At 40.8% G+C, this 18,925-nt stretch carries 21 protein-coding genes; 6 read left to right on the top strand and 15 right to left on the bottom strand.

Annotated features, from left to right (window positions below; all coding sequences use genetic code 11):
- Nucleotides 1–126: 126 nt before the first annotated feature.
- Nucleotides 127–834: a DUF4230 domain-containing protein gene (locus tag J7E37_RS21605; RefSeq protein WP_214783506.1), complete on the bottom strand. Its 708-nt coding sequence runs from the start codon at nt 832–834 to the stop codon at nt 127–129.
- 223 nt (nt 835–1,057) lie between these two features.
- Between J7E37_RS21605 and J7E37_RS21600 the strand changes: the two genes are divergently transcribed.
- Nucleotides 1,058–1,840, top strand: a complete 783-nt coding sequence (locus tag J7E37_RS21600; RefSeq protein WP_214783503.1) for an SDR family oxidoreductase — start codon at nt 1,058–1,060, stop codon at nt 1,838–1,840.
- Between the two features lie 128 nt (nt 1,841–1,968).
- Here the strand turns inward: J7E37_RS21600 and J7E37_RS21595 are convergent, their stop codons facing one another.
- The 3 genes from J7E37_RS21595 to J7E37_RS21585 form a co-directional block, all read right to left on the bottom strand.
- The gene (locus J7E37_RS21595) at nt 1,969–2,889 is read right to left on the bottom strand and encodes a hypothetical protein (protein ID WP_215027132.1); all 921 of its coding nucleotides are present in this window, start codon (nt 2,887–2,889) and stop codon (nt 1,969–1,971) included.
- 2 nt (nt 2,890–2,891) lie between these two features.
- Complete coding sequence (locus J7E37_RS21590; RefSeq protein ID WP_215027129.1) at nt 2,892–3,449, bottom strand: GNAT family N-acetyltransferase; 558 nt, start codon at nt 3,447–3,449, stop codon at nt 2,892–2,894.
- Nucleotides 3,450–3,735: 286 nt separating this feature from the next.
- On the bottom strand, nt 3,736–5,169 hold the full coding sequence (locus J7E37_RS21585; protein WP_215027127.1) for a glycoside hydrolase family 1 protein: 1,434 nt from the start codon (nt 5,167–5,169) through the stop codon (nt 3,736–3,738).
- A 330-nt stretch (nt 5,170–5,499) separates the two neighbouring features.
- Here J7E37_RS21585 and J7E37_RS21580 point away from each other — a divergent pair, with 330 nt between their 5' ends.
- Nucleotides 5,500–5,715, top strand: a complete 216-nt coding sequence (locus J7E37_RS21580; protein ID WP_214783488.1) for a hypothetical protein — start codon at nt 5,500–5,502, stop codon at nt 5,713–5,715.
- A 78-nt stretch (nt 5,716–5,793) separates the two neighbouring features.
- On the opposite strand, the gene J7E37_RS21575 is transcribed toward J7E37_RS21580, so the two are convergent.
- The 4 genes from J7E37_RS21575 to J7E37_RS21560 all read right to left on the bottom strand — a co-directional run bounded on the left by J7E37_RS21575 (nt 5,794) and on the right by J7E37_RS21560 (nt 7,932).
- Complete coding sequence (locus tag J7E37_RS21575; RefSeq protein ID WP_215027124.1) at nt 5,794–6,012, bottom strand: hypothetical protein; 219 nt, start codon at nt 6,010–6,012, stop codon at nt 5,794–5,796.
- A gap of 136 nt (nt 6,013–6,148) precedes the next feature.
- Complete coding sequence (locus J7E37_RS21570; protein WP_251009815.1) at nt 6,149–6,523, bottom strand: VOC family protein; 375 nt, start codon at nt 6,521–6,523, stop codon at nt 6,149–6,151.
- Between the two features lie 20 nt (nt 6,524–6,543).
- Nucleotides 6,544–7,326, bottom strand: coding sequence for a DUF4240 domain-containing protein (locus tag J7E37_RS21565; RefSeq protein WP_215027121.1), 783 nt, complete (start codon nt 7,324–7,326; stop codon nt 6,544–6,546).
- Nucleotides 7,327–7,389: 63 nt separating this feature from the next.
- Entirely contained in the window at nt 7,390–7,932 is a 543-nt protein-coding gene (locus J7E37_RS21560; protein WP_215027119.1) for an HD domain-containing protein, read from the bottom strand.
- A 141-nt stretch (nt 7,933–8,073) separates the two neighbouring features.
- Between J7E37_RS21560 and J7E37_RS21555 the strand changes: the two genes are divergently transcribed.
- The 4 genes from J7E37_RS21555 to J7E37_RS21540 all read left to right on the top strand — a co-directional run bounded on the left by J7E37_RS21555 (nt 8,074) and on the right by J7E37_RS21540 (nt 14,573).
- On the top strand, nt 8,074–9,381 hold the full coding sequence (locus J7E37_RS21555; RefSeq protein ID WP_215027116.1) for an alkaline phosphatase family protein: 1,308 nt from the start codon (nt 8,074–8,076) through the stop codon (nt 9,379–9,381).
- 249 nt (nt 9,382–9,630) lie between these two features.
- Complete coding sequence (locus J7E37_RS21550) at nt 9,631–10,905, top strand: MFS transporter (RefSeq protein ID WP_251009814.1); 1,275 nt, start codon at nt 9,631–9,633, stop codon at nt 10,903–10,905.
- A 251-nt stretch (nt 10,906–11,156) separates the two neighbouring features.
- Nucleotides 11,157–12,629 (top strand): M20 family peptidase, encoded by a 1,473-nt coding sequence (locus tag J7E37_RS21545; protein ID WP_215027113.1) that lies wholly within the window; start codon nt 11,157–11,159, stop codon nt 12,627–12,629.
- 300 nt (nt 12,630–12,929) lie between these two features.
- Nucleotides 12,930–14,573: a sensor domain-containing diguanylate cyclase gene (locus J7E37_RS21540; protein ID WP_215027111.1), complete on the top strand. Its 1,644-nt coding sequence runs from the start codon at nt 12,930–12,932 to the stop codon at nt 14,571–14,573.
- 161 nt (nt 14,574–14,734) lie between these two features.
- Here the strand turns inward: J7E37_RS21540 and J7E37_RS21535 are convergent, their stop codons facing one another.
- From J7E37_RS21535 to J7E37_RS21505, 7 genes are all read right to left on the bottom strand, one after another.
- Nucleotides 14,735–14,959, bottom strand: a complete 225-nt coding sequence (locus J7E37_RS21535; protein ID WP_215027110.1) for a hypothetical protein — start codon at nt 14,957–14,959, stop codon at nt 14,735–14,737.
- A gap of 83 nt (nt 14,960–15,042) precedes the next feature.
- Nucleotides 15,043–15,492, bottom strand: coding sequence for a hypothetical protein (locus J7E37_RS21530; RefSeq protein ID WP_215027108.1), 450 nt, complete (start codon nt 15,490–15,492; stop codon nt 15,043–15,045).
- Nucleotides 15,489–15,869, bottom strand: coding sequence for a hypothetical protein (locus tag J7E37_RS21525; RefSeq protein WP_251009813.1), 381 nt, complete (start codon nt 15,867–15,869; stop codon nt 15,489–15,491). The genes J7E37_RS21530 and J7E37_RS21525 overlap by 4 nt, the downstream gene beginning before the upstream one ends.
- Nucleotides 15,870–16,049: 180 nt before the next feature.
- On the bottom strand, nt 16,050–16,313 hold the full coding sequence (locus J7E37_RS21520) for a hypothetical protein (RefSeq protein WP_215027106.1): 264 nt from the start codon (nt 16,311–16,313) through the stop codon (nt 16,050–16,052).
- A 62-nt stretch (nt 16,314–16,375) separates the two neighbouring features.
- A complete protein-coding gene (locus J7E37_RS21515) occupies nt 16,376–17,266 on the bottom strand; it encodes a carbohydrate kinase family protein (RefSeq protein WP_215027104.1) in 891 nt (296 codons plus the stop codon).
- A 388-nt stretch (nt 17,267–17,654) separates the two neighbouring features.
- Entirely contained in the window at nt 17,655–18,314 is a 660-nt protein-coding gene (locus tag J7E37_RS21510; protein ID WP_215027101.1) for a hypothetical protein, read from the bottom strand.
- Between the two features lie 38 nt (nt 18,315–18,352).
- Complete coding sequence (locus tag J7E37_RS21505) at nt 18,353–18,769, bottom strand: DUF4181 domain-containing protein (protein ID WP_215027098.1); 417 nt, start codon at nt 18,767–18,769, stop codon at nt 18,353–18,355.
- Nucleotides 18,770–18,925 lie beyond the last annotated feature (156 nt).

The following is an 18,925-nucleotide window of genomic DNA, read 5'->3' as shown; positions in this document are numbered from 1 at the left end:
TAATAATAATATTTGCAAGATGGCTGAAAATATTAAGGAAGAACAATATTTTTTAGAAGGATGGTCTAAACCGCTCTTAATTGCGTTTTCGGTTTTGCACTATTACAGGTTAACATAATATTATTATCATCTATTTATAGTGACCTTGTATCCCAAATGTCCAAAAAACTCCTTTAATACGGTTTCAGCATTTTTATCAGCTTTTTGTAAAATTCCTGCATCTATTGCTTCTTGCTTAATTTCTTCCTGGGCTATTGCTGCCAAATTGAATCCTTGATCCCACTCTATTTTCCCACGGAAAATACCTTCATCCGAAAAGGTCCTGACCTCGTCCATCTTTACTGATGGCTCTTGTATGAATTTTGCCTGAGGCAGTACAATCTCTACTACCTTTTTCTCTTCATCTACTTTTAAGTCATCTTGATCGATTCCCTGCAAATCAACACCCGCGGTCACGGTTGCTGGAACGATCAAAAGCATTTCACGCTTTGTCCCAGGTATATTAAAGTGGATTTTCTCCCCGAATAACTCATTATCCTCCTGCTCAAGGATGACCTTCACATGTGCCTCTGCCGTGGCCAATGTTGCCAATCCGTGAACTTGTTCAATGAATACAGTCGACTCTGCCTTCCCCGTGTTTCCCGAAACATACCATAATCCAGCACCTAAAACTGAAGCTATGAAGAGTAAAATAATTAGACTCCTGCTAAATATACTAAGCTTTGTTGGTCTCACTGAATGTGCCCCCAGAGAGGCCGACCTTTCCTCTCTCCCCGTCTTTAATTCAGTCAATAGTTCATCAATCTTATTAATGATTTTTTCCTGCTTGTCCATTTATGTTCCAACCTCCTGCACCAATAAAATTACAAATAACCCTTTCATTCGACATATCCTTGTGAAAAAAAATCCTCCATGGATTAAGGAGGCATAGTATTTAATACGTACTTGTTTGGAAAAAGTTTCATAGAATGCTAGTTTGATAGCTCCCACAGTTTTATTTTTCAATAAATGGGGCATAGTTAAAAATATCCGCATCACCAAGAAGGAGGCAGCAATAATGAGCCAATTAGATGGGAAGGTCGCTTTTATAACAGGTGCAAGCTCCGGAATTGGAAAAGCAGCAGCGATTAAACTGGCCAAGGAGGGTGCAAAAGTAGCGTTGATTGATGTGAAGGAAGAAAACGCCAGGGACGTTAAGGAGTCAATTGAAGAGGCTGGCGGGAACGCGCAAATCGTTGAATGTGATATTGCAAACCCAGAAGAAATGGAAAGAAGCTATCAAAAGGTTGTGGATACCTGGGGGAAAGTAGATATTGTCTTTGCCAACGCAGGCATCAATGGAGTCATTGCGCCAATTGAAGACCTGGCTCCAGAGGATTGGGACGAAACGATCAACACGAACCTCAAGGGAACCTTTCTTACCGTAAAATATGCGATCCCCCATATGAAAAAGCATGGCGGCAGCGTCATTATCACGAGTTCTATTAACGGAAACAGGATCTATAAGAATTTCGGTATGTCTGCCTACAGTACTTCGAAAATCGGGCAGACAGGATTCGGAAAAATGGCGGCACTCGAGCTATCCCAGTTCAAAATCCGGGTCAATATCATCTGCCCGGGCGCAATCGAAACCAACATAGGCAAAAACACCTTCCCGCAAGAGGATGATCTCGAAAAAATTAAAATCCCAGTTGAATATCCGGAGGGCAATCAACCATTGGAGGAACACGCCGGAAAGCCAGAACAGGTAGCAGACCTCGTCTTCTTTCTCGCTTCCGACCTGTCTTCGCATATTACCGGGACAGAAGTCTATATAGATGGAGCGGAATCGCTTTTATAAAGGGCAGCTTTAAAAATGCTCAAGCACCTTGCCTGAGCATTTAATAGAAACATTTATGGACATTTATTGGTCTTACTGTAACCTGGTCATATAATACTCGGAATCAAAAATGGCCCACTTCAAATAAATCATTCAGCGATTTCCCTCTTTTGAAAAGTCAATAACGCCGGGGCTGAAGAAAAAGGAAAGAACTTTAACATCTCTTTGGCAAAATGATCTGTAGAATCTATTTCTGCTTCGATAAAATCTACATCATTTTCTGCTGCGAAATTCACTTGAAGCGCTGTCAGCATTAACATAACTCTGACATCCGTGTAATTCCTTGTGCCTCTCCATCCGAATTCAAACATATTAGGTGTTTCTGAAGAATGTAGTAACGAATAAGCGACCAGTTCATTGTCCTTTAAAGCAATATAACTGCCCTTTAGATTGGTTCCTTCGTTAAAAATTAACTTTTCCCATTCAACTAAATCGTGTTCTCCAACTGGATTCTTAGCGTGAACCCGGCTGTAGTTCTCCTTAACAAGGCTTATTAGCTTTAGTTTTAGTAGCTCATTATCTTTAATACTATAAAGATCTTTTATAGTAAGGTTATGTGCCGCAATATCCGGAAAAACCTGGTTAATTTCAATTTTCGAGCTTGTTAGCACAGGCATATAGGTTCTTCTGATTTCGTCAAATTCATTGTCTTCATAGAAGGTCTTAAGCCGATATGAAGTCTCCCAAATTAATGTTTGCAGTGGAAACCTTATTCCCGATGTCTTATATAATGACTGTAGTAATAAAGCTTCTACTTTATTATCCAAGAAAGGATTTGAGACCACAGAGAAGTATGTACAATATGGGTGAAATTCTGACGTCCAAGATGTTAGTATTCCGACTAACGTTCCTTCCTCATAAGCCTCATATGTATAATAATTATTCTTGCTTTTAACTCCTCTTAGAATTTGGTTTTGAGTGAATGCATCATTTCCAGCCCATTTTGATAAAAAAACTTTAAGGAAATCCATATCAGGGGATTTATTGTGTTTAATCAAATATTCTTTCATAGTTAAGACCTGGATTTAATCTCGGCCCACTCTTCTGCCAAAATGCCAAAAACAACATGATCTACATAGTGATCATATAACCATTCGGCTTGCCTGATTCTGCCTTCTTCCACAAACCCCAATCTTTCAGGAATCCCTCTGCTCTTTTTATTTTCCTCTGCCGCTCTGATTTCCACTTTGTTCAATTTCAGGTGATTAAAGGCATAATCAGTCAATGCTCCAGCAACCCTGGTCATGATTCCTTTGCCCTGGTATTCAGGACCGAGCCAATATCCGATGTAAGCAGTTTTGTTTGACCAGTTGATGCTGTTAAAGCCTGCAGTTCCGACTATTTCTCCCTCGAATAAAATAACGGTCGTCATGCTTTTATTTTCTGCGTATCCTTTCATCGTGCCTTTTAAAAATTCTCTCGTATCTTCAACGTCCGTTGTAAAATCAAGCCAGGGGAGCCACTCTTTCAAGTAATCCCGAGCTTTTTCGGTAAGTTCAAAGAGTCGTTCTGCATCTGATGCCTCGGTAAGCTTCAATGATAACTGCTCATCGATTTTATATAAGAACATAAGTATTCCTCCTTAATTTTTCTCCAAACAAAAGAGATTCTTTGTTTTCATCCAGACTTCCACCTAGTATTTGAAGAATCTGGTGTGCTATGCTGCAATTCTATTAGCGATCACAGCCAATGTAATAACATTTACGTGATTTACCTTTTTTTCGACGATTCTCCTCTATTGATAAGTTTATAACAGGGTAACATTCGACAAAACCCTCAATTTCCCTTTTATTGTTAAAGTATTTTTTTCAATAAAAAAGAGCTGCCGCCCTAGCCGGTAGCTCTTCAAAAGCCTCTTACAGCTTTTTCCCGTTGGTTTCAATCACTTCTTTATACCAGTAAAATGACTTTTTCTTTTTCCGTTCTAATGTTCCGCTGCCATCGTCATGCTTGTCCACATAAATATATCCGTACCTTTTTGAAAACTCGCCTGTTGACATGCTGACCATATCGATACATCCCCAGCTTGTATACCCCATCAAATCGACTCCATCTTCAATCGCTTCGCCCATTGCTTTAATATGCTCGCGAAGATAGTCAATTCGGTAATCATCGTTTATCCTGCCATCATCGTCGAGTTGGTCATAGGCTCCCAGGCCATTTTCGACGACAAATAGAGGAATCTGATAACGATCATATAGTTTGTTCAGGCTGATACGCAATCCAACCGGGTCGATTTCCCAGCCCCAGTCGCTTACATCAAGGAATGGGTTCCGCACTCCGCCAATGATATTTCCTTCTGAGGCATCCTCATCTGCCTTCTCCTTTTTCTCGGTACGTGACATATAGTAGCTGAATCCAACATAATCCACGGTACCATCCTTCAATAACTCAAGGTCACCTGCTTCGGTCTCTAATTGGATATTGTGTTCTTTAAAGTATCGATTCATGAAGGAAGGATACTCCCCGCGCACCTGGACATCACCGCAATAATAATTGAAAAGTTGCTCTTCTTTAAGTGCATGCAGGACGTTTTCCGGATTGCTGTCAAATGGGTAAACAGGGGCGAAAAGAATCATACAGCCGATTTGCGAGCCGGGAATGATCTCATGGCAAGCCTTGACTGCCATCGCGCTTGCTACTAATTGGTGGTGATACGCCTGGAAAGTTGGCTGGTATCGATCTTCATCCCTTTCAATCGAAAAACCAAGGCCGTTAATCGGCATCACCAGAGCACTATTGATTTCATTGAACGTCATCCAGTACTTAACCTTATCTTTATAACGGTTTAAAATAGTTCTGGCATATCTATCAAAGAAAGTGACTGCCTGCCGGTTCCGCCAGCCGCCGTACTCTTTCACCAAATGCAGCGGCATTTCATAGTGGGAAATGGTCACCACCGGCTCAATTCCATGCTTGTGCAATTCATCAAATACACGGTCGTAAAAAGCAAGTCCCTCTTCATTTGGCTCGAGCTCATCGCCATTCGGGAAAATCCGCGTCCAGGCAATCGACATCCTGAAAGCCTTGAATCCCATTTCCGCAAACAAAGCAATATCCTCTTTATATCGATGGTAAAAATCGATCGCCTCATGATTCGGGTAGTATTGATCAGGCTTGATTTCAAAGTCGAAACCAGGTTTTGTTAAAATATCGTATCTTGCTTTTCCTCCTGGCAGAACATCCGCGACATTCAAGCCTTTGTTCCCTTCTTTATATCCACCTTCAATTTGGTTGGCAGCAGTAGCCCCGCCCCATAGAAAACCTTCCGGGAATTGATATGTTTTCATCATCATAACCTCCTAGTAGTTGTAGCACTTTAAAAGCTTTTCGTCCTCTGCATGTGAACCTGTCACGAATTTGGCTTTTTCTTGACAGCTTTTCACCCTTTGCTAGTGAACCTGTCATAAACCCGGCATATTCATTACAGCATTTCGCCTGTTGACCCTTGCCTGTCTAAATCCATAACAACATCCATCCTTTGTCCTCCCTACAAATCCTTCCCTGATGAACAATAAATCAATCCTACTAAAAATCGTTCTATTAATCAGTTCTAAACCTAGCATCCATCAAATATGTTAGTGATAGGAAAACTAATACTATAGAAAAAGGTGATTTAGATGTTCGTTGTCCACTTTTATGATCACAAAAATGAGGTGCTGAATCAATTGTTACAGCGCGTGCCCGAGGTTGGTGAAAATCTCAAACTAAAGGGTCGTAAAGGAAAAGTTGCGAGTGTAATGGCGGTCGATGAGAAAACATACCATGTGCAGGTCACTTTGGAAGCCAAAGCGAAACCAGGAGCGGCGGCCGATCCAGGTAAAAAGAAAAAATAATTTATGAGAAGTGAAAGTAATATACCATCAAAAAAGGCGAACCACTTTTAAAGTGGGTCGCCTTATGAATTTATATTCTTAATCAGGATTTTTGGTTTTCAGGGTTACAGCCAGTGGCTTCTTATCCAAACAGTATTCCAATAATACGATTTTGCCTTCAAGTTCAAGGTGTTTAGCCAGGGCGATTACTTCTTCCCCTTCTTCAGTTGAGGACACCGACGAAATTCTTAAGTTGCCATCACTATTCTGGATTTGCTTAAATAGCTCTTCTTTTGACATTTTTTCTTTCGTCTTCATCTTTATCACCCCTTGGTAGGATTACCTTTCTTTACCCAGGATTGATACAGATAATCCTTGGAAATTATAAACTTTTATAGAAAAATAATCCGTTATTCTCTCGTTGAAGTCCAAGCTTTTTGGCCAGTAATACAGATTAGCAGTTACAAATCATCAATACATTGCCATCAGGATCTTTGAAATTGAAATAGGCAAAATCGCTGATTCTTTCAATTTCTTTAGTAATTGATATACCATTAGATTTTAGAAAGGTATAGGCTTCATCAACATCTTCTGCAAGGAAATTAAATAGAACATGATTAGAAGGCTTCAGTTCAAAGCCAGGGTCGAAGGTGTGATCATCGAGGGTTAATCCTGTTTCTGATGTAACAGGAATATTATAAACTGGTGATTCCACCTTTTCCGGATTAAATGGTATCCCCAGAAGGTTTGAATACCATTCAGCAGATTTTCCCAGGTTGCTCACGTGGATAAAAACATTGTTAACTTTATTGTAAATTGGTGAATTCAAAACCAGTCCCCCTTTAAATATTAATACTCTATTGGATTATCTCCATACCTATCCCATAAGGCAGGAAACTTCTTTTTCAAACCTTCTTCATCATCCTCATCCCAGTCGAATTCCATATCAGGAGGAATGGTATTATCTCCAGTCAGTTTTTCATATAGATCATAATATTCATCGTAGTCCAAGCCTGTCTTCTCTTCATACGCAATACTTGCGGCACTCAACAAGTCCTCTAATTGGGGGACATCCTCTTCTTCTTCAAGATGGGGTATGATTTTTTCAGGATTATTTATGACTGTTTCGTAAGCCTCTTTGCCCTGGAATAGCAGCCAGGCTCTAAAATAATCAAAGGAATCATCCGATGCCCCTCCCATAATGATATAGGCTGCTGCCCACAAGTCGGAGGTATATGACTTCTGATAGTTCTGATTGAAAATGTAATCGAACATCACAATGTCCTTAACTGGCTTCTTTGCAAGATGGTTTATCAGCCATTCAATCTGTTCCTCAGCGTCTTCACCTTTATGTTTTGCAGTCTGAATAAGTTCCCAGAAAACGGGATCAGACATTGAGCCTTCCTTCATGACTTGATCGACTGCATTGGCCGGAATGTACCCTTTTCTCATTTTAGATTTTATCATTTTCTCAGCTTCTTGTTGGCAGGCTTCCTCTGAATGAAAACTTTTTACTTTAACAGCACCTACAGTTCCTATTTTACCGTACGTAATTGTATAACTCTTTCCTGCCACATTTATATTCCAAAATTTATTGGAAGAACCGTCTTTATAAATGAGGGTTGTCGCCATGATTCACACTCCTGACGTCTTGTTTTTGCCCCTGACAAATCCAGCGTACTCTGTTAGCAAGCATCATACGCGTAAAAATAAAAGGTTTATTTCCTTTTCAAGTTCTGCCAACAGAGCAAACTTTGAGGTATAACCAAGGCTTTTCAGCACATTTTTATAATACCATTCCTGTTGCTCTTTCCCACGTTTGAACCTGGTCCATACTTCTTCGCCGGAATGTTCAATGGCCTGGCGGATGGACCTGACATTATGCAATTTATCCGCACAGGCGACAATCCTGATTTCTTCAGGTGCAGTTCTTAAATATTCAATAGTATGCTCCTTCCGTTCTTCCCAGGATAAAGACTTGTCGGGCTCTGAGCAACCTTCAACGATCATGGCGACTGCCTTTCCAAAATCACGTTCAATATCTGCCAAAGTTAAATCCGTATCTTCTACCGTGTCATGCAAAACACCAGCGGCTACCATTTCATCGTGGTATCCTGCTTTTTGTAAAATCATGCCCACTGCTGCCGGGTGAGCAATATAGGGTATTTTTGTATTTTTGCGATATTGCCCCTCATGTGCCAAAGAAGCAATTTGCAAGGCTTTGTCGATTAATTCCATCCTCATCTTCCTCCAGTTATCTTGGATACTTAATTACTTCTGGAATAGATCAGTAATTCCTTCCATCGAAAAATGGCAAACCTGATTATTTTTCCCAAATTATTCTGCTATATTTAGTATATAAACCTTTTGGAGGCTGACATGACAAAACTGACAGACCACTTAATCGTCATTTCTTTTGACTGTCTCTCTGAGCATGATGTCCCTTTGCTAAGAGAACTGCCAAATTTTAAGGCATTTATTGAAAATAGTTCTTTCTGTACACAAGTGGAAACCATTTACCCTTCTGTAACCTACCCATGCCATGCGACGATCGTGACCGGGAACTTCCCCAATCGGCACGGTATTGTCAACAATACATTCATCCAGCCTGGCAAAATATCACCTGACTGGTACTGGCACCGGCGTCATGTAAAGGGGACAACCCTTTATGATGAGGCGAAAAAGGCGGGCATGAAAACAGCAGCATTATTATGGCCAGTAACGGCAAAAGCGGATATTGACTACAACATGCCTGAGATTTTCGCCAACCGTCCATGGCATCATCAGATTCCTGTGTCTCTTTCCAATGGAAGTCCCCGTTACCAGCTAGAAATGAACTCCAAATTCGGCCATATCAGAAATGGCCTGAGCCAGCCTGAGCTTGATGATTTCGTTCTGGAAGCAACAGTTGAAACAATTAAAACGAGGAAGCCGGCCCTGATGCTGATCCATTTTGTCGATCTCGATTACCAGCGTCATATCTACGGTTTTTCATCAGAAGAAGCTATGGCCGCCCTTCACCGCCATGATGAGAGACTCGGCCGTATTATGGATGCCCTCAAGGAGGCTGGAATAGCGGAAAACTCCACCGTGGCCATACTTGGGGACCACAGTGCACTTGATGAGTCTAAAGTAGTCAAATTGAACGTATTATTTAGAGACCGAGGACTTATCCAAACCAATGCTTCGGGTAAAGTGACCGACTGGAAAGCCTATTGCAAGAGTTGTGACGGCTCGGCCTATGTATATGTAAAAGATCAGAACGATGATGCTTCCAGAAACGCAGTAACGGATATTTTGGCAGAACTTTTACAGGATGCTCGCAATGGAATAGAAGCAGCCATCACGAGTGTTGAGGCAAACGCAAAAGGAGCTGATGGCTCTGCCTTCAGGATGCTTGAAGCTTCCAGAGGATTTTATTTTAGCGAGGCTATTGACGGTGATTACATCGAGGATGTGACCGAACAGGATGCCAGGTCGAAAAAGTACACCTTTGCCTGCCATGGATATTCTCCTGAGAAACAGGGTTATCATACCGTTTTCTTCGCTGCTGGAAAAGGTATTCGCCCAGGGATTTCAGTCAAATCAATGCACCTCACAGACGAAGGCCCGACTTTTGCCCGCCTGCTCGGCCTCGACCTGGGTGATACAGATGGGTCCATTATCGAAGGGATTTTGTATATTTAGCACTAGGAAAGAAGGTCTTTTGAGGACTTGAATAGAAGTATATTACCAGTTGAATTAGATTTTTTCCGTTAGGAAGGTTTTATTTCCGGGAGAGACAGTTTTACTGACGGTTGAGAAGAAAATATTTCTGGTTGCAACGGTTTTATTATTGGGTTTTGCTGAATTTGCTAAAGGTCGCAACAATTTTAGTACGGGTTGGGCCGGTATTAATCAATTTACCTGAAAAAATATATTCTTATTGGGGGCAAAATGATGAAGGGTTTTACGAAGGAAGAGAGCAGCTGGATTCGTTATGACTGGGCCAGCTCGGCTTATTCGATTATCATTTCGACGGCTGTATTCCCGCTCTTTTATAAAGCTTCAGCTACCGAGGCTGGTGTGAGCCTGTCAAATTCGACCGCCTATCTGGGTTACACAATTGCCATTGCCACCTTCATTCTGGCATTGATCGGGCCAATCCTCGGAACAATTGCTGACTATCAAGGGATGAAAAAACGTTTTTTCACTATATTCTTCACGTTAGGAATCACCTTTACAGCAGGTCTTGCCTTCGTGCCAAGCGGAAACTGGCTGATGCTGCTTGTCGTCTACACACTTGCCGTGCTCGGATCGACAGGTTCCAACGTCTTCTACGATGCCTTCATCGTCGATGTGACACAGGATGAAAGGATGGACAGAGTTTCAGCGCGTGGATATGGGATGGGTTACATCGGGAGTACGATACCTTTTATTATAAGTATCGCAATCATTATTTTAGCCCAGACAAAGGTTCTGCCGATTTCAATGACCCTGGCCAGCCAAACAGCATTCATTATTACCGCACTTTGGTGGGGACTTTTCTCCATCCCCATGTTTAAAAATGTACATCAAAAGCATTACATCGAACGCGAGCCGCAATTAGTGCTGCAAAGCTTTAGGCGTTTAGGAAAAACTTTTAAGGAAATTCGCAAGTACAGGTCATTATTTTTATTCTTGTTAGCTTACTTCTTTTACATTGACGGGGTCGGAACAATTATCACGATGTCTACAGCTTATGGAACCGATCTAGGCATCAGCTCTACCAATCTATTAATCATCCTTTTTGCTACCCAGGTAGTCGCCTGGCCGTTCGCCATCTTATTCGGAAAACTATCCGAGCGTTTTACCGGCAAAAAGATGCTTTACGTTGGGATTACGGTTTATATCTTTGTATGTATCTACGCTTACTTCCTGGAAACAACGACGGATTTCTGGATCCTGGCAATGCTTGTTGCCACGTCTCAGGGCGGTATCCAGGCTTTAAGCCGATCATATTTTGCTAAATTGGTGCCAAAAGCGAATGCCAATGAATTTTTCGGATTCTATAACATCTTCGGGAAGTTCGCTTCCATCATGGGGCCGCTGATGGTCGGGCTGACAGCACAGCTTACTGGCAATTCGAGCATGGGAGTGTTCAGCCTCGTCATCCTTTTTGTCATTGGGATGATCATTCTGGCCTTTGTGCCCGAACCAGAACAACAGCCTCAAGCACCTGAAATTGCCTAATCAACAGCCTCTGGGAAACCAGAGGTTTTTTTAAAAGGTTGTTTTCGTAAAGATCATTGGTATAATCCTAACGCCAATTTTAACGTAATATAAGGCTATTTCGCTGGTCGGTATTAAGTTTGCATCCCCTTTCTCACAAAAGAGGCAATTTTTTGAAGAAAAATAGGTCATACAATTCTTTTTTGTAGTCAATTAAGCAACAAAGTTTGAGAAAAGAACCTTTTAAAATGAATGGAGGTTATCTAGAGTCTATGAAAAAACTAAAGCTTTCCTTGATGATTATTGGCAGTCTGCTCCTAGTTTTCATCATTATCACCTTGTTCAATGCCCTTACACTGGAATCTCGCCAGCCTTCACCCAAACATTTTAATGGCACCATTAATGAAGACCATGCTATTAATAGCCTATCAAAGGCGATTCAATATAAGACGATTTCCTACCAGGACCGCAGCAAAATGGACCTGGCAGAATTCGATCGTTTCATTACCTTTTTAAAAGAGAGCTTTCCTATTGTACATAAAGAGCTTGAGCTTAAAAAAGTGAATGGCCATGCGCTTGTGTATAAATGGAGTGGAACAGACTCAACGAAACTTCCTATTGGTTTGACAAGCCATTACGATGTCGTTCCCATTCTTGAAGGCACGGAGGATAACTGGGAGCATCCCCCATTCAGCGGAACTGTCGCAGACGGAAAGATCTGGGGACGCGGTACCCTGGATGATAAAATCGGGGTGATTGGAATTCTTGAAGCTGCAGAACACTTGCTAAAAGAAGGTTATCAGCCTTCCCGCGATATCTATCTGATGTTCGGCCATGATGAAGAAATCGGTGGGGATGAAGGTGCAGCAATGATTGTAAGCACCCTTAATAAACGGGGCATAAAGTTTGATTTTGTTTTGGATGAAGGAGGAGCGATTGTTGAGAACATGGTTCCGGGAGTCAATCAACCCGTTGGCGTTGTCGGTGTTTCTGAAAAAGGATCCGCGACTGCAGAGCTGTCAATTGAAGGAAGCGGCGGCCATTCATCACAGCCAAAAAACCGGACGAATATTGGCAGGATTGCCGGTGCGGTTGCCAAGCTTGAAGAAACCCAGTTCCCTGCTGACCTGAAAGGACCTGGTGAGGATTTATTTGAGTTTGTCGCACCTGAAATGAACTTCGGCATGAAATATGTGTTTGCCAATAAATTTGTATTCGAACCGGTTATAGAAAAAATCCTCCTTCAGCAGCCCGCGTCTGCCGCGCTGATCAGGACAACGATTGCTCCAACGATTTTTAATGCTGGCGAACAGTACAATGCCCTCCCAGAAAAGGCATCGGCGATTGTTAATCTCCGCCTTATGCCTGGTGATTCATTGGAGGAAGTCAAGGAATACATTGAAGAAACGATTGGCGACGATGAAATCAAAGTGACAATAAAAGGCTCAGAGGCTTCTGGAGTTTCTAATGTTGACAGCTGGCATTTCAGAACAATCCAGCAAAGCGCGAGGAATGTATATGACGATGCAGTTATTGCTCCTTATCTGATGTTCGCAGGATCCGATGCAAAGCATTACGACAGCATCGCCGAAAACACCTTTCGGTTCCTGCCAGTACAGCTGACATCAGAGGATCTCAACAGGATGCATGGTACGAATGAGCATATCAGTATTGAAAACTATCTTAATGCTATCCGATTTTATATTGAAATCATCCAGGAAAGCAATCAACCTTTAGGAGGGTGAATTGGTGAAAGCTTCTATTCTTTCCTTTCTCGTATTGTTTTTGTTTTGGATCACAGCGTCCACTCTCTATTACGAACCCGTCTGGTGGTCAATTTTTTCTTCAGAACGCACGACCCACACTCCTTTGAGTGAACATGTCTCATTAATTAAAGTCACTTTAGCAGCCTTTCTTTTGCTTGGGATAAAAGCAATATTAAAAAGGTTCCTTACGAAAGAAAAATGATTCTAAAAAAACTAAAAAACAAGACGATATACTAGGCAGAGACTTTTAGCTTTGTTGCAGGAAAGGGACAATCTTATATGAAATTCAGCCTTCGAGCCTATATGGCTCTATTTTTTGGTGTCATCATCATTGCACTAACGATGCTGCTAAGTATAACGATCAGCAGGCATTCCGGTGAAACAATCAAAAGAGAGATAGGAAACAGCCTGTCAAATACGGCCTATCACATGGCAGATAAACTGGATTCGTTCATGTGGTCCAGGATTGGTGAAGTAGAAGTCCTTAGCCAGATAGAGGTTATTAAATCCCAGGATGATCTAGAGTCCGCACAGATACTGTTAGACCAGTTAAAGTCCAGTATTCCTGTATTTTCATGGATTGGCCTGACTGATTCAGCTGGAAATGTGGTCGCTGCATCAGACAAAATTCTGGTAGGGAATGATATTTCAATGCGCCCTGTTTATCAGGAAGGAAAAAAAGGAACTTTTATAGGAGATGTGCATAACGCTGTCCTTCTTGCAAACCTGCTTCCCAATCCAACTGGAGAGCCGATGCAATTTGTCGACATCAGCAAGCCATTGACAGATAAAGGCGGAGATTTCACGGGTGTTCTGGCGGCCCATCTGAGCTGGGAATGGTCGAGCCAAGTAAAAGATACCATCGTCGAACCCTTAAAAGATGAATTAAGTGGAGCAGAAGTATTTGTGGTGAGCGGCATGGACAATACCGTGCTTCTTGGACCTGACGGAATGACTGGTGACGTGCTTGATATCAAAAGCGTACATAATGCAAGAACTGGTGACAACAGCTGGCTCGTGGAAAAATGGCCTGACGGCAAGGAGTATCTTACAGGTTTTGCAGTAGGTGACGGCCACCATGATTATTCAGGACTGGGATGGACAGTCATCGTCCGCATTCCTATAGAGAACGCGTTTGCTCCTGTTGAAAATTTAAAATCTTACATCATTAAACTTGGGACAATTACGGCTATGGTATTCGCGATTATTGGGTGGTTCGTTGCGGGATTTATCTCGAATCCTTTGCGGAAAATATCGAAGGCCGCCCACAGCTTAAGAATGGGAAAGGAAACGTCAATTCCTTATATAAAAGGAATTAAAGACCTTGAAGTCCTTTCTGGTTCACTAAGAGAACTGGTTGAATCTTTGGTAAGGAGTGAATCCAATTTAGGAAGAATGGAAACCCTGGCTCACCAGGACCTTTTAACCGGTCTTGGCAATCGTGCCGCGCTTGATCAATTCCTGAACAAAGCGCAAATTGCGGGTCACTCACTGTCTTTTTTGTATTTAGATCTGGATGGATTTAAACAAATCAATGATACCTATGGACACCAAACCGGTGACCTGGTGCTCCAGGAAGTGGCAAAAAGACTCCAAGAAAGTACGCGGAAGAAAGATTCCATCTTCAGGCTGGGGGGCGATGAGTTCCTTATCGTGCTGAATACACCAGATCTATTGGTCGAAGCAGCACTTGGAACCATAGCCAACAAGTTGGTCACAAACATCAACAAGCCCTATGATATGGTTAATACCCAGTTAAAAGTTGGCTGCAGCGTCGGCGGTGCTGTCTGGCCAGAGCATGATATCGATCCATTCACAGTCATTAGCTACGCAGATGAAGCGTTATATGCATCCAAGAGAAAAGGAAAAAATAAATTCACCTTTCATATGGGAAAAGTTGAAAAACAAATGCCAGGAGCATAAACTCCTGGCATTTCGTATTGACATCGTATTTAATTCAAGGGTATTTTCGATTTCAAAAATTTTATCATTTCATTATACTCATAGGTTTTCAACACAATCCCCTCGTGATTCAAGACTACGTATGCAGGTTCTTTTTCAATCCCGGCAGTCGAGAAGGACTCTTAAGCTACTTCTAACGATTTTGGATGATAAATCATATGAACTTTCGATTCATCAACGCCCTCATTCGCTAACCTGGTTCCATCCACTTCCTCATCACCGACGACGTATAAGCCATAAATACCCTCTTGATCCGAAACCAATCCTTTTAACTGCTGTTCCTCTTCACTGAAGCCTGTTAAAAAAGCGATAATCGTCATTGACAGTACAATTAGCATCTTTTTCATTACGTACCTCCGGAAGATTAGCATTTAAATGAAATACGTTTTAGTAGTGATAAAGGTTTCAAATAAATGGATAATTATAATTTTTATACTTCTTCTCCATTTTTCTCTAAAAACCTTTCCAGCCATTCATAATCCACAGGCCCATTTGTAATGTCATATTGATACAAATCGTGTAATAAAATTTCCTTTTCGATTAATGAAGGCATGGTGATTCTCTCGTCTTTATATTCCAATTGGAATTGGAATTGTTCATCTGGATATTTAGAAATAAAATCTCGGTCGCCGACTTTTTTAACGTTATACTGACTTAAGAAATGAATGAGCTCCTGAATTGAAGCCTTATCCCTTATTTGACGATTATAAGCGGCCATATCATCCTTTAGTGGCAGCTGCTTATAATAAACCTTCTCGATATTGGTTGAATCAAGCAAATCCACTAAATTCTTTTCGCGATAATCGACCCATTTGGCAACTCCATACATAAGTAAAATTAAAATAGCGATTGATAATATATAAAAGTTTTTCTTTTTCAAACCCTATCTCCTTCCTTGATTGATAAAACTCGTCCTAAAATCAAGCCATAAATCCAGTGCCCCGCCATCCAGACAGCAAAGGCATATGCATTTGTTATTGTAGGTGTCCGATCTGAGAGAAGCGTCGTTGGAAATAGCAGCAAACCAACTATTAAGCTAATTCTAATAACAAAACGCTGTATTGCTTCTTTTCCTAATTCCTTTCTGCTGAAATAAAAATTTATAGCGAAGGCCAGCCCTATTGATATCACCATATGCAAACCAAACTCATCAACTTCAGATAATTTATTGTCCTTAAGAATCGGTATGTAATCAACATTCAGCAATAAGGTATACACTTTCAGGCTTGTTATAGATTGGGTGATTTTTAAAAACAATCCAAGGACGATCCCTGATATCAGCCCTCCGGCTAATGGTTTTATTTTTGGATGAATAAGACTTCTTCCTCTCTAACTTAACATAAATTCTAATAACAAATTCACTTGTTATCTATTCGGGAAAAATGGTAGATATTACTGTGGGTAAATAGAAAAAAGCAAGTCTCATAGACCTGCTTTTCATTGGTAGAGCGACTTTACTCTTTCAAGGTCACTTAGCAATTGGCTAATCTCCGATTGTGTTAATCTGACCGGCATCTGATCATATAGAGTGATGATTTGTCCATCAGGATCGTTTTCGTGTTTCTTCAAATAGTTATAAACGGCCTCCATCTGGCATTCTTTGAAAATCGATTGTGTTTCAAAGCTTTTCACCCGCTGCAAAGAAAATTCATTTATGGATTGATCAAATTCACCTGAGATGATCTTTCCGTCAACAAGCATTTTATCACTCCTTTGTATGGTGATGATATTTTTCCCCATTCAAAGGAACAAAACACTCCTAATTAACCGAAATATTTTTCATACTCTTCTTCAAGAAGATGTGGATTTAATTCTTCATATGCTAGCTCCTTGGAGGTGATACATAGTCCGGCACAAACTGTTCCCAATTTAAGTGATTCTTCAGTTGATTTGTCCTTTAAAAACCCGAACAAGAAACCTGAAAAAAAGCTGTCTCCTGCGCCGTTCGCATCCTTGTATTCATACTCGTTGATAATCGAAGATTCCAGCCATTCCTGATCACTTGTCAGAGCTGTCACCCCATTCTTTCCGTGTGTACAGACAACCAGCTGTTTACCCATGGATATCCACTTCTCCATCATAGGTTTATAATCAGGCATATTGTCAGAGCTGACAAAGATATAATCTGCGATTGCGATAAAATCCTCATGATACGGGTTGCCGGGATTATAGTCGTGTAAATCGGTCCACACAGGCTTATTATATTTTTTTATCATCGGGATTAACTGCTTGGTGTACTCGATGATATTCAAAACAACCAAATCAGCCTCTTTGATTAGCTGCTCGATCCTGTGCAGGTTTAGATGCAATTCAGATGAAGACTGGGTAACAAATATCGATATCCTTTCTCCCTGCTGACTCATCAAATTGATATGTCTCTCAGTCCCCCGAGGATCATGGTCATAAACAAAGTCAACACCGCCCTCATTCAGTTTCTTACGGATTTTCGCCCCATATTCATCATTCCCGATTATAGAATGAAGTGTTACCGGCACATTCAGTTTCGAAAGGTTCAATGCTTTGCCTGCACCAGTAGATCCTAATGTCTCAGAAAAAGCGGCATAGTGGATTGTTTGTGGCACCGGTTCTGGAAGTTTATCCAGATGAATGATCGAATCAAATGTAGTTCCACCTATTATAAGAACTTTTCCCAACTCATTCTCCTCCTTCTATCAACTTTCACTTAAGTTGAAATCTATAGCTCCTCAACTGAATCGAAAAACCAGATTATGCAGATAAGCATTGGTCCGAGCAAGCTGACACCAGAAGCATGATGTTATTCATGAAATCTGGTAACTAGTGCACAATTAAATTTGGATTGTATGTATAACTTTAGAATAACAGTGCGAAGTCATTTATTTATATCCATTTTTGTCTAAAACTCCACAAACTTTTGGAGAATCTTAGACTTTTTCTTGAAGCAGATATAAGGGAAAACACCTATTAAATACCTTATCAAGCAAAAAGAAGCGTTATTCACACTTCTCGAAACAAGACTTTTCTGCGGTTTTTTAATTTTTCTATAATATTAGGAGACTTTATTCATAGCTTCCTGACTTTCTCCCCATCCACAATCATCAAATTGATTCCCAAGCCTTCCGCGCTCAAAGAATCTCTTCCTAACTTGGATAAATCGATTTCAGTGTCTATTCTGACCATTTGTCTCCCTTTTCCATGGAGTGTGACCTCGTATGGTCCTCCTTCATTCATGAGAGATAGAATCGGATAGTCATCTTCGAACAGGTATTTTTCATAGAAGTCGATGTCGAATTGAACTGTTTGATTGCTGTGATTTTCAAATGGAAGATGGCAGACCGCATATAATGTTGTATCGTCTTTCATTTCAAAACGGTAAAAACTCTCTCCTCTTTCGTACTCGACAGCGTAAATACCTGTCGCGAACGTTTTTTGATAGGCATTTACCATTTCAAGAGGCAGGAAGACTACTAATACCATAGAAATTAAAACAAGGCGCTTATGGTATATTTTGAGCGATTTCACGAGAAAAAACTGACTGATGATAAATAAAACAAGGCCAGATACTCCAATATAACTGACTCCATCCATGGTAGTGAGGGGGAATCCAAGAGCTGACGATCGTTCCTGCCCTACAGGATATTCATGATGAAACGGAAAATTCAGTGCTATCGAAATAAAGAAAAAGAGCATGGCCAGGATCAAATATTTTTTATTCTTAATCATTATGGTTCATTCCTTTCCACGCAAGAATTAAAATGGCCTTATGAGCGATAAATTATTGGGGGATGCTTATATAGTACATCAAACTGGATCAGCAGAAGCACGATTCCAATCAACATAACTCCTTCTGCAATGGACAGGATGGATTCCTTAGGCTGTTCCCAGGCTTTCCATTCGAAATAAGCCCTCAGAAAATTTTGTGCAGTGAACAGTAAGGTCATGATTAGTAGAAAAAGATTTCCTGGAAAATCTTCATACATTAATTGAAAAAATAAATATACATAAGCGATCACGGTCGCAATACGGAGGACCCACTCTAAGTTTCGATGTGTTTTATTTATATGGTTATATGAAAATGCTTTTCTTTTAACTTTTGGAATATTGAGCGCTTTTCTCAAAATGAATTTCATCAACCAGATGGTTGCAACGATCAAACCAATTAGGATTAAAAATTCCATGAACTCCCTCCTTATCTATCATGTTACCATCTTGTTCCAATGAATAAAATAGCAGTGTTAATTTTATGCAACATTGTTATGGACGGAGATTCAGTCTCTATCATGACATCCTCTTCTTTCAAATGTTGTATAAATTTCCTTGCAAGCAATTAAACT

The organism is Bacillus sp. ISL-39 (assembly GCF_018613295.1).
Classification (GTDB): Bacteria; Bacillota; Bacilli; order Bacillales; family Cytobacillaceae; genus Mesobacillus.
Note: the sequence above shows the minus strand (reverse complement) of the source record. Positions and strands in the feature narration are given on the sequence as shown.